The sequence below is a fragment of the Arthrobacter sp. NPDC058097 genome (assembly GCF_042884885.1).
Taxonomy (GTDB): domain Bacteria; phylum Actinomycetota; class Actinomycetes; order Actinomycetales; family Micrococcaceae; genus Arthrobacter.
This window is the reverse complement of record NZ_JBHVSZ010000001.1, coordinates 253889-267623: the sequence shown is the minus strand read 5'-3', so window position 1 is coordinate 267623 and position 13735 is coordinate 253889. Positions and strand designations below refer to the sequence as shown.

The window sequence follows — 13735 nt, the reverse complement described above, 5'->3', positions numbered from 1 at the left end:
ACAGCGGGGTTTTTTCGTTACCCGGGATTGCCTGTTCTCTACCGCCGGGTTTCCTGGCCCAAAGCGCAAGCCGTCGTGGGGCACGTTGGAGGCGCCGGCGTCGTAATTCCCGGCTGCGGCGGGGCGTCCCGTGTCAGAGTGCCCAGTTTTGGCCGCGGCCCCCCGCGTCGTAATTTCCGGCTGAAGCGGCAGTGCCGGGTGTGAGCAACACCATTGATGACGCGTTCGTGAAGCCCCATTTGATTCCTGTCCTGAAGTTGGGCACGCGCGCGCAGACCACATGTAAGCGCTTGCACCACAGTGGGCCCAGGCCGGGACAGCGGCCGAAAACCGTGTTGAACTCGGCTGACAACGTTGTCTACCGTTGGATGTGGGCCGCGAAATGTAAGACATTTCCGATTGCCCAACGCGGGGTCCTACCCAAACCCCGTTTTTCTCCCTCGACACAACGGCGTCCTCGATGACGCATGCCGTGTCAGCGGGGTCTCCGGAGTCCGGGGGGACAAGGGCAGCCGCCCGTCTTCCACGAAAGTAACTCCGCGAGAAGAGCAAAAAATGCACAAGCACCCCAACACCCCCCGGATGCTGCGGTGGCGCCCTGCCGCCGCAGCTCTGGTGGCCACTGTCGCCGCCACGGCCTTCCTTGCCGTGCCCTCGGCGCAGGCCAACGAGCCGTCGGATCCGCCGTCGAGCACGCAGATGCCGGCGCCGACTCCGGGTTTCCCCCTGCCGACGCCCCACACCCAGACGGCACATGACCCGGCGTCGGACTTCACTTCAAAGTGGACCCGTGCGGATGCCAAGCAGATCATGGCGCAGAGCGAATCCAAGGTTCAGCCGGGCCAGAACTCCATGAGCCCCGACGTCACCATGCCGGAGATCCCCGAGGACTTCCCCGCCATGAACGATGACGTGTGGGTCTGGGACACCTGGTCGCTGACCGACGAGAACGCGAACCAGATCAGCTACAAGGGCTACGACGTGATCTTCTCGCTGGTCGCTGACCGGCACGCAGGCTATGGCTTCGACCAGCGCCACTGGAACGCCCGCATCGGCTACTTCTTCCGCAAGACCAACGCCGACCCGGCCAAGGACAAGTGGAACTACGGCGGACACCTGTTCCTGGACAACACTTCCATCGGCAACACCGAATGGTCCGGCTCCACCCGCCTCATGAAGGGCAACCAGGTGAACGTGTTCTACACGGCCACCACGTTCTACGACGTCAAGGAGCGCAACGCCGGCGGCGGCGGCATCGCCCCGGACGCCGTCATCGCCAAGGCGCTCGGCAACATCCACGCCGACAAGAACGGCGTGACCTTCGACGGCTTCCAGCACACCAAGCTGCTCGAGCCGGACGGAAAGCTGTACCAGAACAAGGCACAGAACCCGGGCTTCGCGTTCCGCGACCCGTACACATTCGCCGACCCGGCACACCCCGGCAAGACCTACATGGTGTTCGAAGGCAACACCGGCGGAAAGCGCGGCGACTACCGCTGCAAGAACGAGGACCTGGGCTACGCCAAGGGTGACCCCAACGCCGAGAACCTCGACGAGGTCAACAGCAAGGGTGCCTATTACCAGACCGCCAACGTCGGCCTGGCCGTGGCTGACAACAAGGACCTGACCAAGTGGCACTTCCTGCCGCCGATCCTGTCCGCCAACTGCGTCAACGACCAGACCGAGCGTCCGCAGATCTTCATCCAGAACGAAAACGGCAAGAACAAGTACTACCTGTTCACCATCAGCCACCAGTTCACCTACGCTGCAGGCATGCGCGGCCCCGACGGCGTCTACGGCTTCGTGGGCGACGGCGTCCGCTCCGACTACCAGCCGATGAACAACAGCGGCCTGGCCCTGGGTTCCCCGACGGACCTGAACCTGCCGTCCGAGTCCCCGGAAGCCCCGACGCCGAACCAGAACGGCCGTCAGTTCCAGGCCTACTCGCACTACGTGCAGCCGGGCGGCCTGGTCCAGTCGTTTATCGACAACGTGAACGGCGTCCGCGGCGGCTCCTTGTCGCCCACCGTGAAGATCAACTTCCGGGACGGCGTGTCGAAGGTCGACCGCACCTTCGGCAAGAACGGCCTCGGCCCGTTCGGCTACCTGCCCACCAACGTCCACGTTGGCGGCAAGGGCCTCTACAAGTAAGCCCTCACTGAAGCAGTAACCGGGAGGCGCCCGGACCCTGAGTTGAATCGGGGCCCGGGCGCCTTCTGCCGTGTCCGCACTCTGTATATACAGGGCTATCTGCGCGCACGACTGCAAAGTGCACCCGGCCTGTCAACTTGGAAAGAGGCATGCCAGCCGGGCTAGACTCGCACGCCGGGGGACGGGGCAGGCGTTCTGCGGCTGCCCGGCCAGGCCGCCACAGGCGGCAAAACCACTCCACGAATGGAAACCGTGAAACATCTTGCCTGCCCGCTGTACGCCACCGCCCTTCTTGCCATAGCGGCACTTACCGGCTGCTCCGCGCCCGCCTCCGGCAGTGCGCCGGCGGCGTCGGAAACGTCGACGACGGCGGCCAGCAGTGCCGCTCCGACCGCGTCGGCGAGTGCCGCGTCCGGTCCGTACGGCGGCTACGCCTCCGCGGCCGAGGCGTGTGATGCCATCTCCACGCAGGCTACCGGGGCGTCCCTGCTGCCCCTCTCCGCTGCCCAGGGCAAGACGGCGGAACTGGAGCAGAAGAAGGCGGAACTGGCCCAGACGGCGCAACGCGTGCCGGAGGCGCTGAAGGCGGACTTCGCGCGGCTGACCGAGGTGGCAGTGGCCGGGCTCACCGACCAGAGCGTGTACTCCAACGGCAAGTTCGAAGCCGCCATGGCCCCCGTGACCAGCTGGCTGTCCGCCAACTGCCACTAAGCTGCCGGGGTCCCGGGCTCAGCCGGGCGCCGTGGCGCCAGACGTGGTCCCGGCCCCTGACGTTGCCGGGCCCAGGGGATAGGGTTGTGTTCAACAGAAGGGGAGTGCTGATGGAATACCCGAATCCACAAACCGCCGCCGTTCGAGCGGACCCTGCCCTGACGCCGGCCGCGGCCGGGGGACGGACCGTAATCTCCGAGACCGCCGTGGCCAAGGTTGCCGGGATCGCGGCCCGGGCCGTGCCCGGCGTGTACTCCCTGGGGACCGGTTCCTCGCGGGCACTCGGTGCCATCAGGGACGCGGTGGGCAGCTCCGACCATGCCGCCGGCGTGCACGCCGAGGTGGGCGAAACCCAGGTGGCAGTCGACATCACCCTGGTAGCGGTCTACGGCACTCCGTTGCATGCCCTGGCCAACCAGGTGCGGGCAAGTGTTTATGCGGCCGTCGAGAAACTGGTGGGCCTGCAGGTCATCGAGGTGAACGTCGAGATCAACGACGTCTACATTGCACCGCCCGTGAAGCCGACGGGTGCGCCCGCCGTCGCCGAGAGGGAGGCGGTCCTGTGAGCCCCACTGTCGTTGGAATCGCCGTCGGCGCCTTCGTGGCGTTCATGTCACTACAGTTCGGCCTCTGGGGTTTCCTGATCTCCCTGCTGTTCATGGGTATCGGCGCGCTCCTGGGCCGCGCCGCAGAAGGGAAACTGGACCTGCGCAGCGTCATCGATGCCATCACCGGCCGGCGCTCCTCCTCATGAGCGGTGCAGCCCACAGGAACGGGGCAGCCGACATGAGCCAGGCAGCCGGGGCAGCTACGCCCAGCCGGCAGTACAGCGGCCACAACAGGATCAGCACCCAGGCGCTTACCAGCCTTGCCAGGGCCGCCGCCGCCGAGGCCCTGGGCATCCATGCCCATGACGTGCGCGCAGACTGGACGGACGACGGCGGCCTGCTGGCTTTGTCGCTCGTCGCACCCATCAGGGTCCCGAGCCTGCCGGCTGTACTCCGCGACCCGGGACGCGTCCAGTCTGTGGGCGGCTCCATCTGGGACAGGACCGTGCACGCCAGGACTGCCATTCTCACCAAGGTCACCGAACTCAGCGGTGCGAGTCTGAGCAGGGTGGATATCCGCATCAGCGGGGCCCACGTCACGGAAGGGGGCAGGGTCCGGTGAGTTCCGTCGTCGAACAGCAGCATGAGGCCGGCGGGGACCCGGTGCAGGGCGGCTCCGGGGCGGCGCATGCCGCCGCCTTCGACATGCGCCGCGTCCTGCACCGCGAGACGCATTCTTCCCGGGCGGTGGCATCGGTCATTGCCGGGGCCCTGGTGATCGTGCTGTGTCTTTACGCGCTCCTTGAGTCGGCGGTGCGCGCCATCGGCCAGCCGCCCTGGCTCATCGACCCGCAGACGGCAGCCGAACGGATCGTGGCACTCCCGTCGGGCGTGCCGCCACTGCTGCTGGGTGCCGCCGGAGCCGTGACCGCGGCAGCAGGCCTCTTCTTTTTCCTGAATGCGGTCCTGCCCGGGCGCCGGGCCAGGCATCTGCTCGCCGACCGGCGGATTGCCGTGGTGGTTGATGACGAAGTCATCGCCGCAGCACTTGCCCGGAGCGCCCGCCTCGCGGCCAATGTGACGCAGGAACAGGTCATGGTGGTGGTTTCCCAGCGCCAGGTAGTGGTCAATGTCCGCCCCACCTCCGGTGTGCCGGTCAGTGAAAACGCCATCCTGCAGGCGGTGGAGGACGAACTGCGGGGTATGGGACCGTCGCCCATGCCGCAGGTGACCGTAAATCTGTCGACCTCCGGGGTGGTGGGCGCGTGAACAGCACACCCAGGCTTCTCAACCGGATCCTTCTCGGCATTCTTGGCGTCAAACTGCTGGTGATCGGTGTGCTGCTGGTGCTCCTGGCGGCCGTCCCCGCGGTCGCGACGTGGTGGCACTCCTGGTCCAAAAGCGTGTCGGACAACGCCACCGCCATCTTCGAGGGCACACAGTTCCCCGGCCGGCAGGGGAGCTGGCTGTGGATCGTCCTGGCGCTCGCGGTGGTGCTGCTGATCGGCCTCATGGTCGCGTGGATCGCCCAGCAGGGCAAGGGCCGGACCGACCTCCTGCTGGCAGCGGAGGACCCGGGCGGCGTTCCCGGCGACATCCGGATCGGCGGCGGAGTGGCCGAACAGGCACTCAAGAACGCCCTGGCCGACCGTCCAGACCTTGCCGGGGCCACGGTCTCGATCTACAACGTGAAGGGCCAGCCCGCGCTGAAGCTGCGGCTGCACCCGCGGCCCGGTGTTTCTCCGCAGGCCGTCGCGGCAGAGGCGGCGGACCTGGTTGATGCCCTCAGTGCTGTGGTGGGCCTGCGCACGCCGGTCCTGGTGCACATCGCGGCCGGCGCGCGGACCCGCTTCAGCCGCGCTGAGCGGGTCCGCTGACTCCGTTCGTCAAGCCCCTGCTTGCCTTTTTATCTGGCCACCAGGTAGGCCGCGCTGTTGGGTCCAACGACGGCGTCATCCGCGGCTGATTCTTCCGCGCTGGACAGCGCCACCCGGTAGCCGTCCGGGACGGGCGTGGGCTCCGTCCCCGTGTTGGCGACCACCAGGACGTCCCGGTTGAGGAAGGCGAGGACGCCCAGTTCCGGATCATGGTTGTCCGCCCAGCAGAAGGTTCCGGACCCCAGCCCGTGACTCCGGCGGGCCGCAAGCGCCGAGCGGTACAGCTCCAGCGTCGAGCCTTTGACGCCGTCCTGCCGGTCCGCGGCCAGATCCTCGAAGGATTCGGGCTGCGGCAGCCACGGGGCGGCCGGATCCTTTGCCGAGGATGCCGCAGCGAAGCCGTACCCCGGGGCTTCGGATTTCCACGGCAGCGGCACCCGGCAGCCGTCCCGCCCGCGCTCGATGCCGTTGGTCCTGAAGAACGTCGGGTCCTGCCGGGCTTCGGCCGGCAGCGTGGTGTGCTCGGGGAGGCCAAGCTCCTCGCCCTGATAAATGTACGCCGAGCCTGGGAGGGCCAGGGACACCAGGGTGGCGGCGCGTGCACGGGCCAGGCCCAGGGCGGCGTCTGGCTGCTCGTCTTCGGCGGCGATGCCCTTCGGGAAGGTGGTGGGGTCCTGCAGGCCGAAGCGGCTGGGATGGCGCACCGTGTCATGGTTGCTCAGCACCCAGGTGGACGGCACCCCCACGGACGCAGCCGCCTCGAGGGAGTCCTCGATGGCCACCGCCATCCGCTGGGCGTCCCAGCCAGCCAGGAGGAAATCGAAGTTGAACGCCTGCTGCATCTCGTCCGGGCGGATGTACCGGGCGAGCCGTTCCGCGGGTTCAACCCACGCCTCGGCCACCAGCATCCGGTCGCCGTCGTACTCCGCCAGGACGCGGTTCCAGTCCCGGTAGATGTCATGGACGCCGTCCTGGTCGAAGAATGGCGACGGCGGGTACAGCGGTGATACGGGCTCGTGCTCCGCGGCTGTGCCGGCACCCGCCTGAGAAGCGTGCGCGGTGTGCGGTTCAACTGCCTCGCCATGGGCGCCCGGGGGATCGGTCAGGTGGGCAGCTTCGGCGGAGCCTTCCACCATGGCAGCCACGCCTTCCCAGTCCGGAAGGCCGGCCTCCTTCACCATCCCGTGGGCAACATCCACCCGGAAGCCGTCCACGCCCCGGTCCAGCCAGAAGCGGAGCACGGACCGCATCTCCTCCCAGACCTCGGGATTTTCCCAGTTGAGGTCCGGCTGCTTCGTGTCGAACAGGTGCAGGTACCAGTCCCCGGGGGAGCCGTCCGCATTTGTGGTCCGAGTCCAGGCCGGTCCGCCGAAGATGGACTTCCAGTTGTTGGGGGCGATGTTGCCGTCGCCGGAGCCCGGAACCTCGTCCTTCCCCGGCCGGAACATGTACCGCTCCCGGGCGGCCGAGCCGGTCTCCGCCGCAAGGGCCTCCTGGAACCACACATGTTCATCGGATGTGTGGTTGGGCACCAGGTCCACAATCACTTTGAGCCCGCGGCTGTGGGCCTCGTCCAGCATGGCGTCGAAGTCGGCCAGCGTGCCGAACGCAGGGTCCACCTGCCGGTAATCGGCGACGTCGTAGCCGCCGTCGGCCTGCGGGGACCGGTAGAACGGCGAGAGCCAGACGGCGTCGACACCGAGCTGCTGCAGGTAGGGCAGGCGTGCCGTAACGCCGGGCAGGTCACCCATGCCGTCACCGTTTCCATCTGAAAAAGAACGCGGATAAATCTGGTAGACGGCCGCGTGGGCCCACCATGCTGCTGTCTCGGAAGCCGGCGTGCTGATCGGGCGGTGGGTCATGGTTGCCTCTCCGGTAACAATTAGGTGTAAACGCTTGCATTTCTTCGGGCAACGTTACTAGTGTGACAGTCACCACATCAACCGCACGGATGATTTTCATGTCACTCAGCGAGGAGTCTCCAGCCAATGAAAACCCCTAAGTTCTTACTCCCGGTTGCCACTGCCGGCGTGCTCGCACTGACCCTGTCTGCCTGTGGCGGCGGCGGCGGCGGGGGCAGCACCACGGGCGGCGGTGCCGGGGGAGGCGACGCCGCCAACAACCTGGACGGCCGCGGGCCCATTACCTACGTTCAGGGCAAGGACAACAGCAACGTCGTCCGCCCGCTGATCGAGAAGTGGAACGCCGCCCACCCGAACGAGAAGGTGACCTTCAAGGAGCAGACGGACCAGGCGGACCAGCAGCACGACGACATCGTGCAGCACTTCCAGGCCAAGGATGCCAGCTACGATGTCGTGGACGTTGACGTCGTGTGGACGGCAGAGTTCGCGGCCAAGGGCTGGCTCCAGCCGCTGAAGGACAAGATGGCCTTCGACACCGGCGCCATGCTCAAGCCGACCGTCGACGCAGCTACGTACAAGGGGACGCTGTACGCGGCCCCGCAGACCTCCGATGGCGCCCTGCTGTATTACCGCAAGGACCTGGTTCCCACCCCGCCGAAGACGTGGGACGAGATGATGGGCATGTGCTCCATCGCCAAGGAGAACAAGATCGGCTGCTACGCCGGACAGTTCAGCAAGTACGAGGGCCTGACCGTCAACGCCTCGGAGGCCATAAACTCCGCCGGCGGCTCGGTCCTGGATGCGGACGGCAAGCCCAGCCTGACTACGGACCAGGCCAAGGCAGGCCTGGAGAACCTGGCCAAGGCCTACGCCGACGGCAACATCCCGAAGGAAGCCATCACCTTCCAGGAGGAGGCAAGCCGCCAGGCCTTCCAGGACGGAAAGCTCCTCTTCCTCCGCAACTGGCCCTACGTGTACAACCTGGCCACAACCGAAGGATCATCCAAGGTGAAGGACAAGCTGGGCATCGCACCGATCCCCGGCAAGGACGGCCCCGGGGCTTCATCGCTCGGCGGACACAGCCTCGCCGTCAGTGTCTACTCGAAGAACAAGGCCACGGCCCTGGACTTCCTGAAGTTCATGACATCCGAGGAAACCGAGAAGTTCTACGCCACGCAGGGCTCGCTGGCACCGGTGCTCGGATCGCTCTACACGGACCAGGCCCTGGTAAAGAAGCTCCCGTACCTGCCCGTCCTGAAGACCTCCATCGAGAACGCCGTGCCGCGTCCGGTCAGCCCGTTCTACCCGGCGGTCACCAAGGCGATCCAGGAGAACGCGTACTCGGCCATCAAGGGTGAGAAGCCCGTGGACACTGCACTGTCTGACATGCAGAAGTCCATCGAATCCGCCGGTGCAGGATCGTAGTTCTGCCATGGCAACCGAAGTAGGCTCGACGCCGGTCAAGGCACCGGCGTCGGGCGGCACCCCGGTCCACCACGGCCCCAAGGGCGTGGGTGAGGACAACAAGATTCTCAGTCAGGGCAAGTGGGCCACATGGCTCCTGGCCCCGACCATCATCGCCCTTGCCGTGGTGATCGTTTACCCGATCATCAGTGCAATCGTGATGTCCTTCCAGAAGGACGCCGGCCTTGACCCCGCCACCGGCCTGTTCACGGCCGGCGGCCCGGCCGGCGTCCAGAACTACGTCAACTGGCTTGCCCAGCAGTGTTCAGCCCCGGCCGGTGGGACGGTGGCGTGTCCGCCGGGTACGCTGGGTGCGCAGTTCTGGTCGGCAACGGCAACCACGTTCTTCTTCACCGTGGTAACCGTGGCCTTCGAGACCGTCCTCGGTTTCTGGATGGCAATGATCATGGCCCGCACCTTCAAGGGCCGGAGCATGGTCCGCGCTGCTGTCCTCGTTCCGTGGGCCATCCCCACCGCCGTCACCGCGAAGCTCTGGTTCTTCATCTTCGCGTTCGAAGGCATCGCCAACAAGCTGTTCAACACCTCGATCCTGTGGACCGGCAGCGAATGGCCGGCGAAGTGGGCAGTGGTCATCGCGGACGTCTGGAAGACCACACCGTTCATGGCTCTGCTGATCCTCGCCGGACTCCAGATGATCCCGGCCGAGGTTTACGAGGCCGCCAAGGTCGACGGCGCTTCCGCGTGGCAGCGCTTCCGGCTGATCACGCTGCCGCTCGTGAAGCCCGCCCTGATGGTGGCCATCCTGTTCCGCACGCTGGACGCACTGCGCATGTTCGACCTCCCGTACATCCTCACAGGCGGCGCGAACAACACCACAACGCTGTCCATCCTGGTGATCAACCAAATCAGACAAGGGTTCAATGCCGCCGCGGCGTTGTCGACCATCACGTTTATCATCATCTTTCTTGTCGCGTTCATCTTTGTCCGGTTCCTCGGCGCAAATGTTGTTGAACAGAGCGGCGCCACAGGTAAGGGGAAGAAATGACCGCCGCGACATCCTCCGCAGCAACCCTGCGCGCGGAGCAGGACCGAGGCCGCCGCAAGGCGCAGAACAAGGAACGGTGGGCACAGGGCAGGACCTACATCAGCGCCGCCGTCATCCTGATCTGGTGCCTCGCACCGGCATACTGGATGGTGGTGACGGCATTCCGCGAGGTCGGCTTCACCTACGACACCTCGATCCTGCCCACCCATGTCACTCTGGACAACTTCAGAACCGCGTTCGACACCTCGTTCGGCAACCGGTTCGGCCAGGCCCTGCTGAACAGCGTCTTCATCGGCGGCGTCGTCACACTGGTGTCGCTAATCATCGGTGTTTTCGCGGCGTACGCGCTGGCGCGGCTGAACTTCCGGGGCAAGTTCCTGGTGCTCGGCTTCATCCTCGGGGCCTCCATGTTCCCTGGTGTTGCCCTGATCACGCCCCTGTTCCAGCTGTTCACCAACATCGGCTGGATGGGCACCTACCAGGCGCTGATCATCCCGAACATTTCGTTCGTCCTGCCGCTGACCGTCTACACCATGACCTCGTTCTTCCGGGAGATGCCATGGGAGCTGGAGGAGTCGGCCCGGGTGGACGGCTGCACGCAGGGGCAGGCCTTCCGCAAGGTCATCATGCCTCTCGCCGCGCCAGCCATCTTCACTACGGCGATCCTGGCCTTCATCTCCTCGTGGAATGAATTCCTCATCGCCAGCCAGCTGTCCAGCGACGCAACCCAGCCCGTGACCGTGGCAATCGCCAACTTCGCCGGTGCCCAGCCAAACCAGATCCCGTACACGGCCATCATGGCCGCCGGCACCATCGTCACCATCCCGCTGGTCATCCTGGTGCTGGTATTCCAGCGCAAGATCGTGGCCGGTCTGACGGCGGGCGCTGTCAAGTGACGCACGGAGCAGCACCACATAACGGGAAGCCGGAGCCGGTCGCGCCCAAGCGCGTCCGCTCCGGGGAGGACTTCGACATCATCATCGGATTCCTCGGGTTCTGGGCTGTGGTGCTGCTCGTCGTCACCGTCTGGATGGAAGTGACTGCGCAGCCCGCGCTCTGGTGGGCGCTGGGACTGCTTGCCACGCTGCTGGCACTGTATGGCATGGTCAGGCTCCGCAGGCGCCTTCCAGCCCGCACGGCCACGCGCCGCAAGTGAGGCCGGCCGGATAAAATTGATTCTTGCCGCCGGGTAAACAGCATGGCGGAAATCTGTATGAGGGGATAGAGAGGACATCGTGGCGCGCACTACTGAAAGGGCACAGCGCGGTGGCCACTCAGGAGTCAGTATCGAGGACGTGGCCGCGGCCGCAGGTGTATCCACGGCAACCGTGTCACGGGCCGTCCGCGGCCTGCCCCGCGTCTCCCCGGCCACCCGGGAGAAAATCCTTGAGGTGGCCACGGCGCTCGGTTACGTCGCGTCGTCGTCGGCGTCCGGACTCGCCACCGGGCGCACCAAAACCATTGGCGTGCTGGCTCCCTTTGTGAGCCGCTGGTTTTTCTCGAAGGCCATCGAGGGTGCGGACCGCGAGCTGCACGCACGGCAATACAACCTCTCCCTGTTCAACCTCGGCGGCCACGGCAGCCACCGGGAGCGGCTCTTCAGCAAGACCATGGTCTACAAGCAGATCGACGCCCTCCTGGTGCTGTGTATGGCGCTGACCCGGGACGAACTGGACCACCTGCAGAAGATCGACATCCCGCTGGTGGTGGTGGGCGGCCACGTCGAGGAGTGTGCCTACATTGGCATCGACGACTACGCGGCGGCCTCCACCGCCGTCAAGCACCTGATCGGGCTCGGCCACCGGGACATCGCGCTGCTGCACGGCGACGACGAAACGGACCTCAACTTCGACGTTCCCCGGGTCCGCATCCTGGCCTTCCAGGACGTCATGTCAGCTGCGGGCCTGGAAGTCCGGCCCGAGTGGGACGAGTGGGGCGACTTCACCGTCCGCAGCGGCCAGGAGGCATTCCGGCGGCTGTGGGCCCAGTCCGGCGCCAAACCCACCGCCATCTTCTGCGCGTCCGATGAAATGGCCATGGGGGTCATCTTCGAAGCGAACCGGGTGGGCATCCGGGTGCCTGAGGACCTGTCCGTGATCGGCATCGACGACCACGATTTCTCCGATGCCATCGGACTCACCACGGTGGGGCAGCGGCCGGATGAGCAGGCCGAGCTTGGCACCAAGATGCTGCTCGACGAACTCCTGGGGATCACCGGTTCAGTGCGGTCCTCCGTGGCACCGCACCGCCTGATCGTCAGACGCACGACGGCGCCGCCCAGGTCTTCCTAGCACCGCACCTTTCTCAGCGGGCACCTTGGGTGCCCCTGCCGGTTAGGAGGCCCGGGCCAGCTGGCGGATCGGGATCCAGCGCGAGGCAAGCCGGCGGTAGGCGGCCGCCGCGCCGGTCATGTCCCCCTCAGCGAGGCATTCGATGCCCAGCCGCACGTCCATGGGGGAGTCGTCCGGGTAGACCTTGTCCGCCACTGCGCCGTAATCCAGCTCCACCATCGAGTCCGCGTGGAAGAGCTCCAGCCATTCGGTGAGCTGCGTGAGGTCGTCCAGCATGTCCAGGTCAGGGGCCGCCAGAGCCAGGTTCGCCACGGCGTAGCGCACCCGGTCGAGGGCGTCGGAGATCGGTGTCCATACCCGCACGGTGAGGATCCTGCCGCCGGCCTCGACGACGTCCTGCGGGTCGGACTCGAGGAACAGCGAGAACCAGCTGAAGGGGATGCCCCAGGTGGAGGCGCGGGTGTGCACGCGGGTGACGCCGTCGCGCGCGTTGACCAGGTCGATGCGTTCCTGGTGCCGGTCGCGCTGTTCCTCGGGGATCAGCAGCTCGGCGAGAGGGCCGTGGATGCCCTCGATCAGGGCGTTTGCCGCCAAGCCGGCCCGAAGCACCAGTTGGCTCGGGCAGTAAAGCAGCGCGACACCGTCGGCCGTTTCCTCCTCCGAGCTTTCCTTGCCGTTTTCCTCCACGGGGACGCCCGGGGCGCGGGTGACGCGCACCAGGTCGGTCCGCCCGGTGGGGAACGGATCGCCGCCGGGCCGGGTGATCCGGCCCAGGGACGCCAGCAGTTCCGCGTTCTCGACCGCGGCGCGGGACACCGCCCGCTCACCGGCTGACTTGATGGCGGGGCGCTGTTCCTCGGGAAAAGCGTCCAGTGGCTCATAGACGCGCAGCGTGGAGGAAAACGGGAGCCCGGCCTGGCCCCGGTAGAGGTTGCCCGTCATGAATCCCTGCCTGTCATCAGCCGTCGGCCTCCATCAGTCGGTCAGTTCCACAATCACCGGTGCGTGATCGGACGCGCCCTTGCCCTTGCGTTCCTCGCGGTCAATCGATGCGCCGGTAACGCGTGAGGCGAGCGCCGGCGAGGCGAGCACGAAGTCGATCCGCATGCCCTCCTTCTTGGGGAAGCGCAGCTGGGTGTAGTCCCAGTAGGTGTAGACGCCCGGGCCCGGGGTGTGGGGGCGCACGACGTCGGAGTAACCCACCGACTCGAAGGCGCGGAACGCGGCGCGCTCCGGTTCGCTGACATGGGTGTAACGCTGGGTGAGGAACAGGTCGATGTCCCAGACGTCGTCGTCCGTGGGGGCGATGTTCCAGTCGCCCATCAGCGCGACCTGCTTGGACGGGTCCTCGGAGATCCAGGCCGCGGCGTGGTTCTTCAGGGAATCAAGCCACTTGAGCTTGTAGGGCATGTGCTCGTCGTCGAGGGAGCGGCCGTTGGGCACGTAGAGGCTCCACACCCGGACTCCGCCGCAGGTCGCTGCCATGGCGCGGGCTTCCTGGACCGGATCCTTGCCTGCCTTGCCGAAGTGCGGCTGGTCCGTGAAACCGCGTTCGACGTCCTCCAGGCCAACCCGCGAGGCGATGGCCACACCGTTCCACTGGTTGACGCCGAAATGGGCCACCTCGTAGCCCATGCGCTCGAAGAGCTCCCACGGAAAGTTGTCGTCCTTGCACTTGGTTTCCTGAATGGCCAGGACGTCACAGTCGGAGCGCTGCAGCCACGCCTCCACACGGTCGGCACGGGCACGCAGGGAGTTCACATTCCAGGTAGCTATCTTCACAGTCCTAACTTACCGAACTTGGCCGCGGATGGGACTCCATCAC

At 66.3% G+C, this 13735-nt stretch carries 15 protein-coding genes; 12 read left to right on the top strand and 3 right to left on the bottom strand.

Going from position 1 to position 13735, the window contains the following annotated elements; translation table 11 throughout:
* The first annotated feature begins 555 nt into the window (after window positions 1-555).
* The 7 genes from ACFVTE_RS01280 (at window position 556) to ACFVTE_RS01250 (ending at window position 5287) form a co-directional block, all read left to right on the top strand.
* Window positions 556-2151: a glycoside hydrolase family 68 protein gene (locus tag ACFVTE_RS01280; protein ID WP_387095762.1), complete on the top strand. Its 1596-nt coding sequence runs from the start codon at window positions 556-558 to the stop codon at window positions 2149-2151.
* 243 nt (window positions 2152-2394) lie between these two features.
* Complete coding sequence (locus ACFVTE_RS01275) at window positions 2395-2862, top strand: hypothetical protein (RefSeq protein WP_387095760.1); 468 nt, start codon at window positions 2395-2397, stop codon at window positions 2860-2862.
* A 110-nt stretch (window positions 2863-2972) separates the two neighbouring features.
* Window positions 2973-3428: an Asp23/Gls24 family envelope stress response protein gene (locus ACFVTE_RS01270; protein WP_387095757.1), complete on the top strand. Its 456-nt coding sequence runs from the start codon at window positions 2973-2975 to the stop codon at window positions 3426-3428.
* Window positions 3425-3616 (top strand): DUF2273 domain-containing protein, encoded by a 192-nt coding sequence (locus tag ACFVTE_RS01265; protein WP_306920600.1) that lies wholly within the window; start codon window positions 3425-3427, stop codon window positions 3614-3616. The genes ACFVTE_RS01270 and ACFVTE_RS01265 overlap by 4 nt, the downstream gene beginning before the upstream one ends.
* 32 nt (window positions 3617-3648) lie before the next feature.
* Window positions 3649-4032: a hypothetical protein gene (locus tag ACFVTE_RS01260; protein ID WP_387095754.1), complete on the top strand. Its 384-nt coding sequence runs from the start codon at window positions 3649-3651 to the stop codon at window positions 4030-4032.
* Window positions 4029-4679, top strand: coding sequence for a hypothetical protein (locus tag ACFVTE_RS01255; RefSeq protein WP_387095751.1), 651 nt, complete (start codon window positions 4029-4031; stop codon window positions 4677-4679). Before ACFVTE_RS01260 ends, ACFVTE_RS01255 begins: the two co-directional genes overlap by 4 nt.
* On the top strand, window positions 4676-5287 hold the full coding sequence (locus tag ACFVTE_RS01250; protein ID WP_387095748.1) for a hypothetical protein: 612 nt from the start codon (window positions 4676-4678) through the stop codon (window positions 5285-5287). Before ACFVTE_RS01255 ends, ACFVTE_RS01250 begins: the two co-directional genes overlap by 4 nt.
* 29 nt (window positions 5288-5316) lie before the next feature.
* On the opposite strand, the gene ACFVTE_RS01245 is transcribed toward ACFVTE_RS01250, so the two are convergent.
* Window positions 5317-7149 carry a glycoside hydrolase family 13 protein gene (locus ACFVTE_RS01245; RefSeq protein ID WP_387095745.1) on the bottom strand — a complete coding sequence of 611 codons (1833 nt, stop codon included), beginning with the start codon at window positions 7147-7149 and terminating at the stop codon, window positions 5317-5319.
* Between the two features lie 126 nt (window positions 7150-7275).
* Between ACFVTE_RS01245 and ACFVTE_RS01240 the strand changes: the two genes are divergently transcribed.
* The 5 genes from ACFVTE_RS01240 (at window position 7276) to ACFVTE_RS01220 (ending at window position 11910) form a co-directional block, all read left to right on the top strand.
* Window positions 7276-8574, top strand: a complete 1299-nt coding sequence (locus ACFVTE_RS01240) for an ABC transporter substrate-binding protein (protein WP_387095742.1) — start codon at window positions 7276-7278, stop codon at window positions 8572-8574.
* Between the two features lie 7 nt (window positions 8575-8581).
* Window positions 8582-9619, top strand: a complete 1038-nt coding sequence (locus tag ACFVTE_RS01235) for a carbohydrate ABC transporter permease (RefSeq protein ID WP_387095740.1) — start codon at window positions 8582-8584, stop codon at window positions 9617-9619.
* Window positions 9616-10515, top strand: a complete 900-nt coding sequence (locus tag ACFVTE_RS01230; RefSeq protein WP_377963608.1) for a carbohydrate ABC transporter permease — start codon at window positions 9616-9618, stop codon at window positions 10513-10515. Before ACFVTE_RS01235 ends, ACFVTE_RS01230 begins: the two co-directional genes overlap by 4 nt.
* A complete protein-coding gene (locus ACFVTE_RS01225; RefSeq protein ID WP_387095737.1) occupies window positions 10512-10775 on the top strand; it encodes a hypothetical protein in 264 nt (87 codons plus the stop codon). Before ACFVTE_RS01230 ends, ACFVTE_RS01225 begins: the two co-directional genes overlap by 4 nt.
* A gap of 79 nt (window positions 10776-10854) precedes the next feature.
* Window positions 10855-11910 (top strand): LacI family DNA-binding transcriptional regulator, encoded by a 1056-nt coding sequence (locus ACFVTE_RS01220; RefSeq protein ID WP_387095734.1) that lies wholly within the window; start codon window positions 10855-10857, stop codon window positions 11908-11910.
* 42 nt (window positions 11911-11952) lie between these two features.
* On the opposite strand, the gene ACFVTE_RS01215 is transcribed toward ACFVTE_RS01220, so the two are convergent.
* Together ACFVTE_RS01215 and ACFVTE_RS01210 are read right to left on the bottom strand one after the other, a co-directional pair.
* Entirely contained in the window at window positions 11953-12852 is a 900-nt protein-coding gene (locus ACFVTE_RS01215; protein ID WP_387095731.1) for a hypothetical protein, read from the bottom strand.
* Window positions 12853-12885: 33 nt separating this feature from the next.
* Window positions 12886-13692: an exodeoxyribonuclease III gene (locus ACFVTE_RS01210; protein WP_387095728.1), complete on the bottom strand. Its 807-nt coding sequence runs from the start codon at window positions 13690-13692 to the stop codon at window positions 12886-12888.
* Window positions 13693-13735 lie beyond the last annotated feature (43 nt).

Bases quoted from the DNA above. Each gene is read 5' to 3' on its own strand.
- ACFVTE_RS01280 (WP_387095762.1), top strand. From the start codon at position 556: ATGCACAAGCACCCCAACACCCCCCGGATGCTGCGGTGGCGCCCTGCC.
- ACFVTE_RS01275 (WP_387095760.1), top strand. From the start codon at position 2,395: ATGGAAACCGTGAAACATCTTGCCTGCCCGCTGTACGCCACCGCCCTT.
- ACFVTE_RS01270 (WP_387095757.1), top strand. From the start codon at position 2,973: ATGGAATACCCGAATCCACAAACCGCCGCCGTTCGAGCGGACCCTGCC.
- ACFVTE_RS01260 (WP_387095754.1), top strand. From the start codon at position 3,649: ATGAGCCAGGCAGCCGGGGCAGCTACGCCCAGCCGGCAGTACAGCGGC.
- ACFVTE_RS01245 (WP_387095745.1), bottom strand. From the start codon at position 7,149: ATGACCCACCGCCCGATCAGCACGCCGGCTTCCGAGACAGCAGCATGG.
- ACFVTE_RS01240 (WP_387095742.1), top strand. From the start codon at position 7,276: ATGAAAACCCCTAAGTTCTTACTCCCGGTTGCCACTGCCGGCGTGCTC.
- ACFVTE_RS01235 (WP_387095740.1), top strand. From the start codon at position 8,582: ATGGCAACCGAAGTAGGCTCGACGCCGGTCAAGGCACCGGCGTCGGGC.
- ACFVTE_RS01230 (WP_377963608.1), top strand. From the start codon at position 9,616: ATGACCGCCGCGACATCCTCCGCAGCAACCCTGCGCGCGGAGCAGGAC.
- ACFVTE_RS01215 (WP_387095731.1), bottom strand. From the start codon at position 12,852: ATGACGGGCAACCTCTACCGGGGCCAGGCCGGGCTCCCGTTTTCCTCC.